Below are 14,092 nucleotides of genomic sequence, written 5' to 3' on the forward strand. Positions count from 1 at the left end.
GTCCTATCCCGGAGTGTCACCGATGTCCTGAGGCAGAACTGTCACCGCTGTCCTGATACATCGGATTCTCCGGCACCCGTTTTTGTCAGTGGTCGAATGTATGTTCGATTTATGTCGGGGTCTTGTCGGAGGCGGTCGCAGCGGTGCGCGCCGCGGTTGATGAGGCGGCCGGTGCTGGGGTGGATCTGCTGGGTCGTGCGGATCTGGTCGACGCCCTGGATGAGTTGGAAACGGTGTGGTGTCAGCTGCCGGCGTTGCGGCATCGGTTGTTGGCGCGTCTGCAGGTCGAGACCACCGCGAAGGAGATGGGCGCCAAATCGTGGAATCAGGTGCTGGCGGTGCGGTGGCGGATCTCCACCGCCGAGGCGGGGCGGCGGTTGGGTGAGGCGGCGTTGCTGGGGCCGCGGCAGTCGCTCGTCGGGGAAACCCTGCCACCGGTGCTGCCGGCGACCGCGGCCGCGCAGGCCCAGGGTGTGATCAACGCTGAGCATGTGGTGGTGATCGCCAAGGCGGTGGCCAAGCTGCCCGGTTTCGTCGACACCGCGACCCGTGAGGAGTTCGAAACCGATCTGGTGCGCCTGGCGGCCGGGGCCGGACCCAAGGACGTCAGCGATGCCGCGGAGTTGGCGTTGTTCCTGCTCGATCAGGACGGTCCCGAACCCGACGACACCGAACGCGCCCGCCGCCGCGGACTGAGCAAGGGTAAGCAGCGTGGCGATGCGATGACCCCGATCAGCGGGGAACTGACCCCCGAGGCGTGGGCGCTGCTGGAGGCGATCTTCGCCAAGTACGCCGCCCCGGGCATGTGTAACCCCGACGACCCGCAACCCTGCGTCTCCGGCACGCCGTCGCAGGCCCAGATCGACAACGACCACCGCAGCCTGGCTCAGCGCCAGCATGATGCGCTGGTCGCGGTGTTGCGGATCGCGCTGATGAGCGGTCAGCTCGGCCAGCTCAACGGGTTGCCGGTGTCGGTGATCATCCGCACCACCCTGCAAGATCTGGAATCCCGGGCCGGGATCGGAGTCACCGGTGGGGGCACCCGCCTCCCGATCGCCGAGGTGATCCGCCTGGCCGCCCACGCCCATCACAGCCTGGCGGTGTTCGACAAGGCCACCGGGTCGGCGCTGGCGTTGTTTCGGGCCCGCCGGGTTGCCTCCCCCGCCCAGCGGATCATGCTGATCGCCCGCGACGGGGGCTGCACCAAACCCGGCTGCACGGTGGGCGCCTACGGCAGCCAAGCCCATCACGTCGTCGCCGACTGGACCGACGGCGGTAACACCAACGTCGACGAACTCGGCCTGGCCTGTGGACCCGACAACCGCGCCGTCGGCCCCGAGGGCTGGAGCACCCGGATGAACGAACGCGGCGAAGTCGAATGGATCCCCCCACCAGCGTTGGACACCGGCCAAACCCGCATCAACACCTACCACCGCCCCGAACGACTCCTACGACCCCCCGACCAGCAGCCAGCGAACCCTTCGACATCGAGGCGTTCGGGCGATCCCGGCGTCGGCCTGCAGGGCGATGGCGCGGAATCAGACCGTGCCCAAAACCGCCCTTCCGACCCGCCGAACGACACCCAATGCGGCGACAACCAACCGATCACCGACGAGCTGCTCGACGACCAACCGATCGACTATGAACTGATCGACGACGAACCCCGCGATGAGCTGATCAACGACGCGCTGATCGACCACGCGCTGACCGGCGACGAGCCGATCGACCATGAACTGACCGGCGACGTGCCGATCGACTATGAGTTGATCGCAGACGAGCCCAGCGGTCACGAACCAAGCGACTGCCAGCCGATCGGCCATGAACTGATCGACGGCAAACCGATCGACTATCGGTTGACCGAACCATCGCCGAGCGACAACGCCGGCGAACCCGAAGAATGCAACGGCTACGCCGACCCCGGCGAACCTGACAACCCCGACGAATCCAGTAGCCCCGGCCAACCCGGCGGACCCGCACCCCCAGACGGCCAAGCCGCCTGAGCGTCTGATCGCCTCACCGCCGAACAGACACACGGCCGCACGGCTGACTGACCACGCGTGGTGGCAGGCCGTGATGGTGCATTGAGCCCCGTGTAACTGAGCCGGGACGACCGAGCCTGGAGGCGTCAAGCGCGCGCTGATGGCCGGTTGAGGGCGCTGGGCGCGTGCTGTTGGCCGATAGAGGGCGCTGGGCGCGCATTTCTGGCCGGTCGAGAGGGTCGAGCGCATAGAGTCTTTCGCCATGAGGATCCGAGAGGTCGCAGGCGTCGCGGGTGCCGGGATCGCCGTGCTGGGGATCGCCGCGTGTTCGGCGCCCGAACCGGCGCTGGGTGGCACCACTGCAACGGTCAGCATCGACGGCAATGACTCCGGCGTCCGCGCCGTGCGCTGCCACCAGACCGGCCCCACGTGGTACATCGAGACACCCGACCAGGACAGCGGTTTCACCGCTGTCCTGCAGACCGGCAGCGACATCTCGGCGTCCTCGGTGAACTTCCGTGACCTCGAAGGATTCACCGGCTCCTTCTGGAACGACAACATCGGCGACGCGCGGGTCAGTGGCCGCGACGGACGCTACGTCATCACCGGCACCGCGGACGGCTCGTTTGCTGACGAACCGGGCAATGCCGTCTCCGCGAACTTCCGGATCGAAGCGGCCTGCTGACGGTCAAGCCTGCACGATGATCGGGTCGCCGACCCGCACCGTGTCGAAGTACCAGGCGGCGTTGTCCGGGCTGAGGTTGATGCAGCCGTGACTGACGTTGGCGTATCCCTGCGACCCGACCGACCACGGCGCCGAGTGGACATACACGCCGCCCCACGTCACCCGCACCGCATATTCGCCGTCGATGAGGTATCCCTCGGGGTCGTCGAGCGGTATGCCGATGGTCCGGGAGTCGAACGTGACGTACCGCTCCTTGCCGAGTGCGGTGAAGGAGCCGGTCGGAGTCGGGAATTTCGGCTTGCCCATCGACGCCGGCATCTCGCGCGCGACCTCGCCGTCGATGCTGACGGTGAAGGTGTGCGCGTCGATGTCGGCGACGCTGACCACTGAGGCTCCGGTCTCGAAGCTACTTTTCAGCCCGTTGACCGAAACGGTGATCGGGGTGTGTGCGGGAAAGAACTCGGTCGGGGTGAACTCGACGACGTCGTCGTCGAGCCACGTGAACGATCCCGGCGTCGCGGGCGCGCCGACCGGGCGAACCGTGATCGACGACTCGGCGGCCGAGCGGTCGGCCACCGGTTCGGTGAACGTGACCGTGACCGGGTGCGCCACGCCGACGGTCTGACCGGGCTGGGGCGACACACCGGACACGGGCCCCGGCTGGGTCGAGCCGGCGGACGCGGTGACGACGGGCAGCGCGGTCGACAGGGTGCTCATCACAGTCAGCGCACCGATCACCGCGGCCAGGTGACGCATGCTCACTCGACGTCGGAGAGTGTGCTGCGGGTGGGTGCTCAACACGTTGCCATCCTAGTTCGTGGCGCCGACCCGCTGACGAAAACGCAGGTCGGGCGACTGATCGAAAAGTGTCTCGGTGCGTTTATCGGATCGGGCATCGTCGACGTTTCACACCGCATCGCGGTGTGACGCGACAGCAGACCGGTGTATCGCCAGCAACGCGTACCCCAGGGCGAGCACGCAGGCGGCGAGTGCGCCGACGTTGACGGCGACCGCGGCGGCCCCGACTGTCGCCGGATCCAGGAAGAAATACGGTGCCCGCCTACCCGCGGTATTGAGGACGAGCAGCGCGAGCACCAGGTAGGCGCTCGGATAGATGAGCCACACCAGCGGCTGCCACCATGTCACGCGCGCGACTCCGCGCCCGACCAGCATCCAGTCGGCCAGCGCAAGCACGGGAACCACGACGTGCAACAGAAGATTCGCGACCGTGTACCCCATGCTGTGGCCGGTCAGAAAGAGATTCCAGATCAGCCCAGCCGTCACCACATAGAGGACGATTGCGCCGCGCAAGCCGACTCGCCTCTCTGCGCGTGGGTAGACCAGCGTCCACAGGTAGTAGCCCGCCGCCAACAGGTTGGCCTGATAGGTGAACGTGATCAGGCGCCACCACAGGCCCCAGCGTGAGGTTGTCGCCACCACGAGCACCGCCGCCACGACCGAGCAGACGATGCCCAACCGCAGCACGAACCGCGTCGTCGTGGGACCTGGGGGTGAGACGGCTCCGATCACCTCACCGAGAGTATTGGCAGTGACGCCGGTTTGCGGCCACGCGCTATTGCGGTGGCAGTGGGGCGCCAGGTGGGGCGGGAACCGGTGCGGGGGGCGGCGGTGCGGCGTCGTCGTTACCGATCCCGGCCAGCCGGTCGCGGATGCGCTGCATGAGCCCAGGCTCCTGTTCGGGCACCGGCGGAGGGATCATTTCCGGCGGCGTCGCGGACGGGACAGGCGCCAGGGGCGGTTCGGCCGGAGGCTGGGCGACCGGCAATTCCACCGGGGCGGCCTCGAAGACGGGGGCCGACTCTGAACCGGGTGCTGACCCTGGGGCGGGCGCCGGCTCGACAGCTGGCGGCGCCTCACCGATCGGTGCGGCGGCTTCACCGATCTGCCCGGCAGCTTCGACGATCGGTGCAGCCTCGGCGATCGGTGCGGAATCGACCGCCTCGCCGGACGACGGCGGGCGCAGCTGCGGGGCGGGCGCGGTGACCGGTGGACGCTCCACCGGCGCGGCACCGGTGAGAGCCGCGGACGTCTGAGCCGACGGACGGATCGCCTCGGCCGATGCGGCGTCCGTGGCGGTGAACTGCAGTGCCAGCGCAGCCGACGCCGACGCGACGAACGCAACAGTGCCCGCGGCCAGCATGGCCGCAGGGGTTGCCGGGTGAAGCGAACGGGACCGCCGTGTCGACCTGCCGGCCTCGCCGGGATCGAGTTGGTCCCACATCCCCAGGTCGGTAGCCGGTGCGCCGGCGAGGGCAGCGCCGCGGGCCAGAGCCAGGGCCGCCTCGGCGGGCACGAGCACCGGAATTCTCAGTGCATCCTGCAGTGCGGGCGCCAGCCCGTCCAGGTCCTCTGCCGATCCCACCAGCACGAGCGCATCAGGTGTCCGATCCGCCTTGGTGAACACGATGCTCAGCCAGTCGCTCAAGTCGTCTTCGGTGACCGCGCTGTGGTTGACCGCGGTCTGCACCGCGCCGTCGGCGGAATTCACCACCAGCGCGACGAGTTGACCCGGTTCGACCAGGCAGACGGCGGTCGTCGAGTACCCCGCATCGTGGGCGACTTCGCGCGCCAGCGCATCGGTGGCCGCCGGCAGGCGCACCTCGATGATGTTCACAAGACAGGATTCGGCCAGCGTGTCGACCAGCGCGGCTGCATCGGCACGGGCCTCGTCGCTCCACGTCACGTTGATCGACCGCACGCGGCGACCCCGTCCGGCGAGCAGTTGTTCCGCCCGCCGCACCGCGGCGACCGCTTCGATCGGGTTCCGCTCCGCGCTCGTCGGACGAATTTCCCACGTCTCGCGGCCGTCGACCGACCCGTCCAGGACGGCCACACCGATCGCTGACGGCGTCACGGACAGGCCCAGTACTGCGTTCACCACATACTCCTTCACGGCGTCCACAGCGCAGCCTTCCGGCGGACCGTGCGACGCGATCCCGGTGACCCTACCCGGGCCCGGGGTCTCATTGCACACCTGTCAAACGAGCGGGCTCAGCCAGCCAGGATCTGTCCGAGCATCTCCGGCGCGACGTTCCCGCCGGACAGGATCACCACGGCCGGTCCGCCGGGTGCGGCAACCTTGCGATAACCGGCGAGTGCCACCGCGCCGCTGGGCTCCGCGACCAGGCGGGCCCGGAACGCCAATTCACGTACACCGGAACGGATTTCAGCCTCGGAGACCGTGATGATCTCGTCGAGCACGTTCTGCAGGTGCGCGAATGTCAGTTCCGACGGTTGTGAGCGCAGGCCGTCGGCGATCGTCCGGTTCCGGTCGGTGATGGGCCAGTCCACGCGCCGGCCCTGGGCCAGTCCCTCGGCGGTGTCGGCAGCCAGTTCGGGTTCCACCCCGATCACCACGGCCTCCGGGCACAGGGCCTTGATCGCGGTACCGATGCCGGAGGCCAGTCCCCCGCCGCTGACGGGCACGAACACCGTGCGCACCTCGGGCAGGTCCTCGGCGATCTCGAGCCCGATCGTGCCCTGACCGGCGATGACGCGGGGATGGTCGAACGGCGGGATCATCACCGCACCGGTCTCCGCGGCCACCTCCTCGGCGACGATCTCTCGTTGTCCGGCGGCACACAGCACGACCCTGGCGCCGTGCCGCCGCGTCGCGTCGATTTTCACCGCCGGGGTCTCCTCGGGCATCACGATGTGCGCAGGCAACCCGTACACCGCCGCGGCGTAGGCCACCGCCTGGGCGTGATTGCCGCTCGAATACGCGACCACGCCGCTCACCGGGTCGGGACCGGTGACCAGTGCTCCGATCGCATTGAACGCGCCGCGGACTTTGAAGGCGCCGATGGGCTGCAGACTCTCCGGCTTCACCCACAGCGGGCGATCTGGATCGCCCCACGAAGCCTCCAGCAGCGGTGTGCGCACCACATGGCCCGCCACCTGCCGGGCCGCGTTCCGGATGTCATCGATCGTGACCAGTTCCACGGTGGCATTCTCGCCTGCGCCCGGGCGCTAGGGTCATCCAGGTGCGCACGTTCTCGCTGCCCGTGGTCCCGCGCTACGCCGAGATCGACCAGCAGGGCGTGGTGTTCAACGGCCACTATCTGACCTGGTTCGACGAGGCGTGCACCGGCTACCTCGACCACATCGGGGTGACGTACCCGCAGCTGATATCGGCGGGCTACGACTTCCAGGTGGTGCACAGCGAGATCGACTTCGTGGCCTCGGTGCGCTGGCGCGACGAAGTGCGGGTCACCGCGGAGTGCACCCGGGTCGGCACGACGAGTTTCACGATCGGCTTCACCGTGCTGAGAGCGTCGGACGGATCCGAGGAGCGCGTCGCGGTGCGCGGTCACAACGTCTACGTCGTGGTCTCCACCGAGGACTGGACCAAACGCCCGTTGCCGGCGCACCTGCGCACCGCATTGACCGGCCACGCGGGCGGCTGACCGGTACGGTCAGACGATGGGCCATGATCACGGTCATCGTCGCGAACTGCCGCCGGGAATGATCGAACAGCTCGAGCTGGCCTACGCCGGGGTGGCGTCATTCGGACACCGCCCGTTCCTCACCGAGGCCGACCAGCTGGACGCCTGGCGGCCCGACGTGGCCATCGTGGGGGCGCCGTTCGACATCGCGACCACCAATCGGCCCGGAGCGCGCTTCGGGCCGCGCGCGATCCGTGCTACCGCCTATGAACCAGGCACCTACCACATGGACCTCGGTCTGGAGATCTTCGACTGGCTCGAGGTCGTCGACTTCGGTGATGCCTACTGTCCCCACGGGCAGACCGAGGTCTCCCATGCCAACATCCGCGAACGCGTGCACGCGATCGCCTCGCGGGGCATCGTTCCGGTGATCCTCGGCGGCGACCATTCGATCACGTGGCCGGCCGCCACCGCGGTGGCCGATGTCCACGGCTACGGCAACGTGGGCATCGTCCACTTCGACGCCCACGCCGACACCGCCGACGAGATCGAGGGCAACCTGGCGTCACACGGAACGCCGATGCGGCGGCTGATCGAGTCGGGTGCGGTGCCGGGTTCGCACTTCGTACAGGTCGGGCTGCGCGGTTACTGGCCTCCGCAGGACACGTTCGAGTGGATGCTCGAGCAACGCATGACGTGGCACACGATGCAGGAGATCTGGGAGCGCGGCTTCAAGGAGGTCATGCGCGACGCCGTCGCCGAGGCGCTCGCGAAGGCCGACAAGCTGTACGTCTCCGTCGACATCGACGTGCTCGATCCGGCCCACGCGCCGGGTACCGGCACCCCGGAGCCGGGCGGCATCACCAGCGCAGACCTGCTACGGATGGTGCGGCAACTCTGCCTCGAGCACGACGTCGTCGGAGTCGACGTGGTCGAGGTGGCCCCCGCCTACGACCACGCCGAACTGACGGTCAACGCCGCCCACCGGGTGGTCTTCGAGGCGCTCGCCGGAATGGCGGCCCGCCGTCGCGACGCCGGCGGCGGCGAGCCGGGCCAGCCGGCCCGTTCCTACCGGTAGAGCCCGCTGCCCCACCTTGGGCGGCTCAGTCCAACCGGTAGCGTCTGCTGCCCGCACGTTCGCCGGCCCGTTCCTATCGGTAGGGCCCCTGCCCCAGCCCGTCCTGGTGCGGCCGGGTCGCCCGGCGACTCAGCTCTTGGCGAGGGTGAACTGACAGATGTCCGTGTAGCCGTCCCGGAACAGATCGGCACAGCCGGTCAGATACTTCATGTAGCGGTCGTAGACCTCGCGGGACTGGATGTGCACCGCGTCGTCCTCGCGTTTCTGCAGTGCCTCGGCCCAGATGTCGAGTGTCTTGGCGTAGTGCTCGCGGAGCCGCTGTTCGCGGGTCAGCCGGAACCCGGCCTTTTCGGCGTGCTCAGTGACGGTGGTCGGCTTGGGCAGGTCACCACCCGGGAAGATCTCGTCCATGATGAACTTCGAGAACCGCACCAAGCTCATCGTCAGCTTCAGGCCGCGGTCGGCGAACTCCTGATCGGTGGGCTTGATGATGGTGTGCAACAACATGACGCCGTCGTCGGGTAGTACCCGGTGGGCCATCTTGAAGAACTCGTCGTAACGGTCACGGCCGAAGTGCTCGAACGCGCCGATCGAGACGATGCGGTCGACGGGCTCGTCGAACTGCTCCCAGCCCTGCAGCAAGACCTTCTTCGAACGGGGGCTGCTCGACTCGTCGAAGCGCTTCTGGACGTGGGCTTTCTGGTTGCGGCTCAACGTGAGGCCGACGACGTTGACGTCATACTTCTCGACGGCGCGCATCAGGGTGGTGCCCCAACCGCAGCCGATGTCGAGCAGGGTCATGCCCGGCTGCAGCCCCAGCTTTCCGAGCGACAGGTCGATCTTGGCGATCTGGGCCTCTTCGAGCGTCATGTCGTCGCGCTCGAAATATGCGCAGCTGTAGGTCTGCGTGGGATCGAGAAACAGCCGGTAGAAGTCGTCGGACAAGTCGTAGTGCGACTGGACGTCCTCGAAATGGGGTTGCAGCCCCGGGGCGCCGTTCGTTGTATCTGGCAAAGTGCACGCCTTCAGGATTCTGGGATCTGGTGTTGTCCGCCGGCCCCGCCCGGGTTCGAGGGCCGGTCTTGTCGTCATGGCAGTTTACGCACAGTACCCGACAGTCACCTGGACCAGTCAATCTTCCTGACCAGCAGACCAGCAACGTAGCGCGCCGACCGCACGGGACCCTCGCGGGCCGAACCGGGCCACGGGTAGCCGCACGGTGGAGGTCATCGCGCGGTCCGACCACCCGGTCAACGGCGTGCCGCGTGAACGCCGTGCTGAACCGCGTGTCGAGACACCCGGCGGGCAGCGCGACAGCCGGGCGCGCGAGTGGGTACCCGGCCGGGCGCGCCTATCGTGGAGGCGCACACCCGTCACTGATCGCTGGGAGGAACGCTGATGACGACACCTGACCGCAGCCAATTCGGTGACGCCCCGGAGGCGCCCGAAGCTGATGTGGCCGAGCAGCGCACTCCGGTCGACGACTCCGATCAGCAGTCGTGGCCCGACGCCGAGCGTGTCTCAGCCGACCGGGACTGGCAGGCCAATGAAGCCGATCTGATCGAGCAGTCGATGGACGTGCCGGACGACCCGGACTACGACGCCGACTTGGACCGCTGACGCCGGGACCATCTGCGGCCGGCGGGTTACCGGGACGAATACTGTGAACGCGATGATCCTTCGCGTCCTGTCTGTTGTCTGCACGGTGTTGTTGACCGTGGTGGGTTGCGCGGGGCCGGTCGAGGAACCGCTGCCCGAGACGACCTCGCAGGCGAGTCCTGCGCCTGCGGCGACGATGCCCGCCGACGTCACGAACCGCCTCGACGCGGCCGTCGAGCGGGTGATGACCGAGGCCGGCGTTCCCGGCGCCATTGTCGGGATCTGGGGTCCGGGCGGGGATTACGTCCGGGCGTTCGGAGTGGCCGACAAGAAGACGCGAGCGCCGATGAAGACGGGTTTCTACAGCCGGATCGGCAGTCTGACGAAGACGTTCACCGTCACCGCGCTGTTGCAACTGGCCGACCAGGGTCGGGTGGGCCTGGAGGACACGATCGCCGATTACGTGCCTGACGTGCCCGACGGCGACGTCATCACGCTGCGGCAACTCGCCGGTATGCGCAGCGGCCTGGCCAACTATTCGGCAAATCCTCGGTTCCAGCAGGCGTTGTTCGCCGACCCGCAGCGTTCCTTCACCCCCGAGGAACTGCTCGGTTACGCCTTCTCCCAGCCGACCGCGTTCGCTCCCGGGCAGGGCGTCGAGTACAGCAACACCAACACCGTGCTGTTGGGGCTGGTGGTCGAGCACGTCGGTGGCCGGCCGCTCGGCGAGTACATCGGCCACCACATCCTCGAACCTCTGGGGATGTCCCAGACCAGCTTTCCGTCCGGCAGCGCCTTCCCCGACCCGCACGCCGAGGGCTACACGACACAGACCCCCGATGGCGGCGAAACGACCGCAACGGAGTGGAATCCATCGTGGGCGTGGGCGGCCGGGGCGATGATCTCCACGCTCGACGACCTGCGGATCTGGGCGCCCGCCCTCGCGACCGGAAAGCTGCTGACCCGTCAGATGCAGGAGCAGCGGCTGCAGACGGTGGGGTTTCCTGGGCAGAGCCCGCCGGACGGCTACGGGCTCGGCCTGTTCAATCTGGGCGGGTGGATCGGTCACAACGGCAGCCTGCCGGGCTATCAGACCGTCGCGGTGTACCTGCCTGCCGCACAGACCACGCTCGTCATTCTCATCAACACCGACATCCCGTTCGAGGGGACGGATCCGGGCACATTGCTGGCGACCGCGATCACCACGGAACTGACTCCCGAGCACGTCTACCGCATCGGGTGAGGTGGGCAAGGCCGGGACTGATCAGAACGCGGTGCGGTGATGTGGTTGTGCGGAGAGCTGTGACGGTGACGAGGGTGGCCCCGTGACGGACGGAACAGCCCCCGTCACGGACGGAACAGACCCCCTCACGGAACAGACTCCGTCGCGGACGGAACAGAAAGGAGTGCGGTGATGCGGGGAGCCGTCACGGTGACGATGACAGCGTCGGCCGAGCAGATCTGGGAGGTGATCACCGACATCCGCAACATCGGTCGGTACTCGCCGGAGACGTTCGAGGCCGAGTGGCTCGACGGAGCGACCGGCCCGACGCTCGGTGCGAAGTTCCGCGGGCATGTGCGGCGCAACGAGATCGGACCGGTGTATTGGACGACGTGCCGCGTGACGGCCTGTGAACCCGGCCGGGAATTCGGGTTCGAGGTCCTTGTCGGCGATCGGGCAGTGAACAACTGGCATTACCGGCTGACACCCGCGCAAGGGTCCACCGACGTCACCGAGTCGTTCCATCTCAACGCCAGTCCGCTCGTCTCGCTGTACTCGATATTCGGCGGCCAACTCCGGCGGCGCCGCAACCTGCGCGACATGCGTAAGACGCTGGAGCGGATCAAGGCGGTCGTGGAAGCGTGACCGCCGGCATGGCCGAGCAATCGTGACCCCACCCTGACGGATCTGCCGAGGCGGTTGGTGGGGTGATCGCGCGGGTATTTCGCCGACGTGAGCGACAACGGTGAAGACAACGGAACCGTCGATGCCGTCGGCAAGGTGACCGAGGCGCTCGAGTTCGTCGAGCGCGCGCGGGGGCATCTCTACTCGTTCCACCAGCTGATCGGCCACGCCGACCTGCTGCTGGGCGAAGCGTCCGACGCGCTGCGGGACGCGGGCCACGCGGACGCGGCAGAGCGCATCGAAACGGAACTGATCGGGCACAACGTGATCCAGGGACGGTGGACCTTCCAGGTGGTCGAGGAATTCGATGACACCTACTGGTCGCTGTTCCGGGACCACGAGCGCCGGTTGCGCGACGAGCTGACCGACGGCGCGCGTCACCTGCATGAGGCGCGGCTGAAGGAAAAGCGCCGCACCCACGGCAGAAAGGGGCACGAAGCGGCGCCGTGAGGCTACGCTGGGGCTGCATGAGTTCGAGTACAGACTCGCGACCAGGCTCGCAGGCAGGACCTCTCGTCCGCCCCAACGGAGTGGCGCCGCCGGCCGTGCCGTTGGCCGAGATCGATCTTGGTTCGTGGGACTTCTGGGGATTCGACGACGACTACCGTGACGGCGCGTTCACGACCCTGCGCCGCGAAGCACCGGTGTCGTTTCACGAGTCCTACGTGGTCGACAACGACACCCCGGTTGCAGGCCACTGGGCGGTCACCCGGCACGACGACGTCTTCTATGCCAGCCGCCACCCGGAGTTGTTCAGCTCGGCGTTGGGCATCACCGTCGGGGACCAGACGCCGGAACTGGCGGAGTACTTCGGCTCGATGATCGCGATGGACGATCCCCGCCACACCCGGTTGCGCAACATCGTGCGCAGCGCGTTCACCCCGCGCGTGCTGGCCCTGATCGAGGATTCGGTGCGGGTGCGGGCCCGTCGGCTGGTCGACGAGATGGTGACCGCGCATCCCGACGGCAGTGGCGAGATCGTCGGAGACTTCGCCGGCCCGTTGCCGCTGCAGATCATCTGCGACATGATGGGCATTCCCGAGGCCGATCACCAGCGCGTCTTTCACTGGACGAACGTCATCCTCGGCTTCGGTGATCCGGACATCGCAACCGACTTCGATGAATTCGCTTCGGTGGCAATGGCGATCGGCGCGTATGCGACGGACCTGGCCGATGCCCGTCGAGACTCCCCCGCCGAGGACCTCACCACCGCCCTCGTGCAGGCAGAACTCGACGGGGAACGACTGACGTCCGCCGAGGTGGCCTCCTTTTTCATCCTGTTGGTCGTGGCCGGGAACGAGACCACCCGCAATGCGATCAGCCACGGCGTGTTGGCGCTGAGCCGCTATCCCGAGCAGCGCGACATCTGGTGGTCCGACTATGCCGGGATGGCGCCGACTGCGGTGGAGGAAATCGTGCGGTGGGCATCGCCGGTGGCCTATATGCGTCGAACCGCCACGCGCGACGTCGAATTGGGTGGAGCGCGCATCGCCGAGGGCGACAAGGTCACCCTGTGGTACGGCTCGGCCAACCGCGACGAATCGAAGTTCGCCGACCCCTGGTTGTTCGACGTACGACGCCATCCCAACCCGCACGTCGGATTCGGTGGCGGCGGTGCACATTTCTGTCTCGGCGCGAATCTGGCACGCCGGGAGATCACCGTCGCGTTCGAGGAGTTGCATCGGCGCGTCCCCGACATCCACGCCGTCGAGGAACCGGACCGGTTGCACTCGGCATTCATCCACGGCATCAAGAGGTTGCCGGTGACCTGGTCGCCGTAGCGGTGAAGCCGGTGATTCTCTCGCGACGCCGCGCGGGCGGGTGGGTGAGTCTCGAGCGCGGTCGGCGCGGCTGAACCATGGACGCGGTCGGCGCGGCTGCACCATGGCCGCGGTCAGCGCGGCTGAAACATGGCCGCGGTCAGCGCGGCTGCACCATGGCCGCGGTCAGCGCGGCTGAAGCCCGAGCGATCAGCGCGCTGTGGTGTCGCGGTGAGTGGGAGCGTCGACGGTCGAGTCGCCGGCGGTGTCCGTGGTCAGGTCAGTCCCGCCGTCTTTACGTGTCCCGTCCGACTTCACCCGCGGATCCAGCTTGTCGGCGTGCGCGCGCCGGCTCGCCAAGTCGTCCTGCGAACTGCTCAGCGCATCGCGGCGAGTCGAGGCGGTGTCGGCCAGGCGGGCGGCCTCGGCGGCCTTGGCCTCGGCTTCGGCCTGGGCGGCACGCGCTTTGGCTTCGGCCTCCTCCACCAGCGAGGCCTGTCGGTTGACGCGGGCACTGTCGTGCTCCACCTCGGCGCGCAATTGATCGGCCTGCTCCTGCTTGCGCCGGTTTCCGGCCTTACGGGTGAGGAACACGACCACCGCGATGATGACGATCGCGGCGACCGCCGCGATCACGATCCACAGCACACTGTTGCTATCCATGCCGGCTCCTCGGGTC

The 14,092-nt window shown here is 67.8% G+C and carries 15 protein-coding genes; 9 read left to right on the forward strand and 6 right to left on the reverse strand.

Features of this window, described 5'->3' with window-relative positions:
• The first annotated feature begins 122 nt into the window (after positions 1–122).
• Complete coding sequence (locus tag ACEWX3_RS14280; RefSeq protein ID WP_374156893.1) at positions 123–2,000, forward strand: HNH endonuclease signature motif containing protein; 1,878 nt, start codon at positions 123–125, stop codon at positions 1,998–2,000.
• A 241-nt stretch (positions 2,001–2,241) separates the two neighbouring features.
• Entirely contained in the window at positions 2,242–2,664 is a 423-nt protein-coding gene (locus ACEWX3_RS14285) for a lipoprotein LpqH (protein ID WP_207067163.1), read from the forward strand.
• Between the two features lie 3 nt (positions 2,665–2,667).
• Here the strand turns inward: ACEWX3_RS14285 and ACEWX3_RS14290 are convergent, their stop codons facing one another.
• From ACEWX3_RS14290 to ACEWX3_RS14305, 4 genes are all read right to left on the reverse strand, one after another.
• Complete coding sequence (locus ACEWX3_RS14290) at positions 2,668–3,420, reverse strand: L,D-transpeptidase family protein (protein WP_374159857.1); 753 nt, start codon at positions 3,418–3,420, stop codon at positions 2,668–2,670.
• 150 nt (positions 3,421–3,570) lie between these two features.
• Positions 3,571–4,194: a Pr6Pr family membrane protein gene (locus ACEWX3_RS14295; RefSeq protein WP_374156894.1), complete on the reverse strand. Its 624-nt coding sequence runs from the start codon at positions 4,192–4,194 to the stop codon at positions 3,571–3,573.
• Positions 4,195–4,237: 43 nt separating this feature from the next.
• Positions 4,238–5,563 (reverse strand): hypothetical protein, encoded by a 1,326-nt coding sequence (locus ACEWX3_RS14300; RefSeq protein WP_374156895.1) that lies wholly within the window; start codon positions 5,561–5,563, stop codon positions 4,238–4,240.
• A gap of 113 nt (positions 5,564–5,676) precedes the next feature.
• The gene (locus ACEWX3_RS14305) at positions 5,677–6,627 is read right to left on the reverse strand and encodes a threonine/serine dehydratase (RefSeq protein ID WP_374156896.1); all 951 of its coding nucleotides are present in this window, start codon (positions 6,625–6,627) and stop codon (positions 5,677–5,679) included.
• Positions 6,628–6,668: 41 nt separating this feature from the next.
• On the opposite strand from ACEWX3_RS14305, the gene ACEWX3_RS14310 reads away from it, so the two are divergent.
• Both ACEWX3_RS14310 and speB read left to right on the forward strand, forming a co-directional pair.
• A complete protein-coding gene (locus tag ACEWX3_RS14310; RefSeq protein WP_374156897.1) occupies positions 6,669–7,091 on the forward strand; it encodes an acyl-CoA thioesterase in 423 nt (140 codons plus the stop codon).
• A 16-nt stretch (positions 7,092–7,107) separates the two neighbouring features.
• The gene (gene speB / locus ACEWX3_RS14315) at positions 7,108–8,148 is read left to right on the forward strand and encodes an agmatinase (protein ID WP_286183064.1); all 1,041 of its coding nucleotides are present in this window, start codon (positions 7,108–7,110) and stop codon (positions 8,146–8,148) included.
• Between the two features lie 129 nt (positions 8,149–8,277).
• Here speB and ACEWX3_RS14320 read toward each other — a convergent pair whose 3' ends face one another.
• The gene (locus ACEWX3_RS14320; protein WP_374156898.1) at positions 8,278–9,162 is read right to left on the reverse strand and encodes a cyclopropane mycolic acid synthase family methyltransferase; all 885 of its coding nucleotides are present in this window, start codon (positions 9,160–9,162) and stop codon (positions 8,278–8,280) included.
• A 384-nt stretch (positions 9,163–9,546) separates the two neighbouring features.
• Between ACEWX3_RS14320 and ACEWX3_RS14325 the strand changes: the two genes are divergently transcribed.
• The 5 genes from ACEWX3_RS14325 to ACEWX3_RS14345 all read left to right on the forward strand — a co-directional run bounded on the left by ACEWX3_RS14325 (position 9,547) and on the right by ACEWX3_RS14345 (position 13,434).
• Positions 9,547–9,768, forward strand: a complete 222-nt coding sequence (locus tag ACEWX3_RS14325; protein WP_374156899.1) for a hypothetical protein — start codon at positions 9,547–9,549, stop codon at positions 9,766–9,768.
• 55 nt (positions 9,769–9,823) lie between these two features.
• The gene (locus tag ACEWX3_RS14330) at positions 9,824–10,990 is read left to right on the forward strand and encodes a serine hydrolase domain-containing protein (protein WP_374159858.1); all 1,167 of its coding nucleotides are present in this window, start codon (positions 9,824–9,826) and stop codon (positions 10,988–10,990) included.
• A gap of 171 nt (positions 10,991–11,161) precedes the next feature.
• Positions 11,162–11,614, forward strand: a complete 453-nt coding sequence (locus tag ACEWX3_RS14335) for an SRPBCC family protein (protein WP_374156900.1) — start codon at positions 11,162–11,164, stop codon at positions 11,612–11,614.
• 87 nt (positions 11,615–11,701) lie between these two features.
• Entirely contained in the window at positions 11,702–12,103 is a 402-nt protein-coding gene (locus tag ACEWX3_RS14340; protein ID WP_207067154.1) for a hypothetical protein, read from the forward strand.
• Positions 12,104–12,120: 17 nt separating this feature from the next.
• Positions 12,121–13,434 (forward strand): cytochrome P450, encoded by a 1,314-nt coding sequence (locus ACEWX3_RS14345; RefSeq protein ID WP_207067153.1) that lies wholly within the window; start codon positions 12,121–12,123, stop codon positions 13,432–13,434.
• A 189-nt stretch (positions 13,435–13,623) separates the two neighbouring features.
• Here the strand turns inward: ACEWX3_RS14345 and ACEWX3_RS14350 are convergent, their stop codons facing one another.
• Positions 13,624–14,076 carry a hypothetical protein gene (locus tag ACEWX3_RS14350; RefSeq protein ID WP_207067152.1) on the reverse strand — a complete coding sequence of 151 codons (453 nt, stop codon included), beginning with the start codon at positions 14,074–14,076 and terminating at the stop codon, positions 13,624–13,626.
• Positions 14,077–14,092 lie beyond the last annotated feature (16 nt).

The organism is Mycobacterium sp. G7A2 (assembly GCF_041902445.1).
Taxonomy (GTDB): domain Bacteria; phylum Actinomycetota; class Actinomycetes; order Mycobacteriales; family Mycobacteriaceae; genus Mycobacterium.

Coding starts and splice junctions, on each gene's coding strand:
- ACEWX3_RS14285 (WP_207067163.1), top strand. CDS start 2,242: ATGAGGATCCGAGAGGTCGCAGGCGTCGCGGGTGCCGGGATCGCCGTG.
- ACEWX3_RS14290 (WP_374159857.1), bottom strand. CDS start 3,420: ATGCGTCACCTGGCCGCGGTGATCGGTGCGCTGACTGTGATGAGCACC.
- speB (WP_286183064.1), top strand. CDS start 7,108: ATGGGCCATGATCACGGTCATCGTCGCGAACTGCCGCCGGGAATGATC.
- ACEWX3_RS14325 (WP_374156899.1), top strand. CDS start 9,547: ATGACGACACCTGACCGCAGCCAATTCGGTGACGCCCCGGAGGCGCCC.
- ACEWX3_RS14335 (WP_374156900.1), top strand. CDS start 11,162: ATGCGGGGAGCCGTCACGGTGACGATGACAGCGTCGGCCGAGCAGATC.
- ACEWX3_RS14345 (WP_207067153.1), top strand. CDS start 12,121: ATGAGTTCGAGTACAGACTCGCGACCAGGCTCGCAGGCAGGACCTCTC.
- ACEWX3_RS14350 (WP_207067152.1), bottom strand. CDS start 14,076: ATGGATAGCAACAGTGTGCTGTGGATCGTGATCGCGGCGGTCGCCGCG.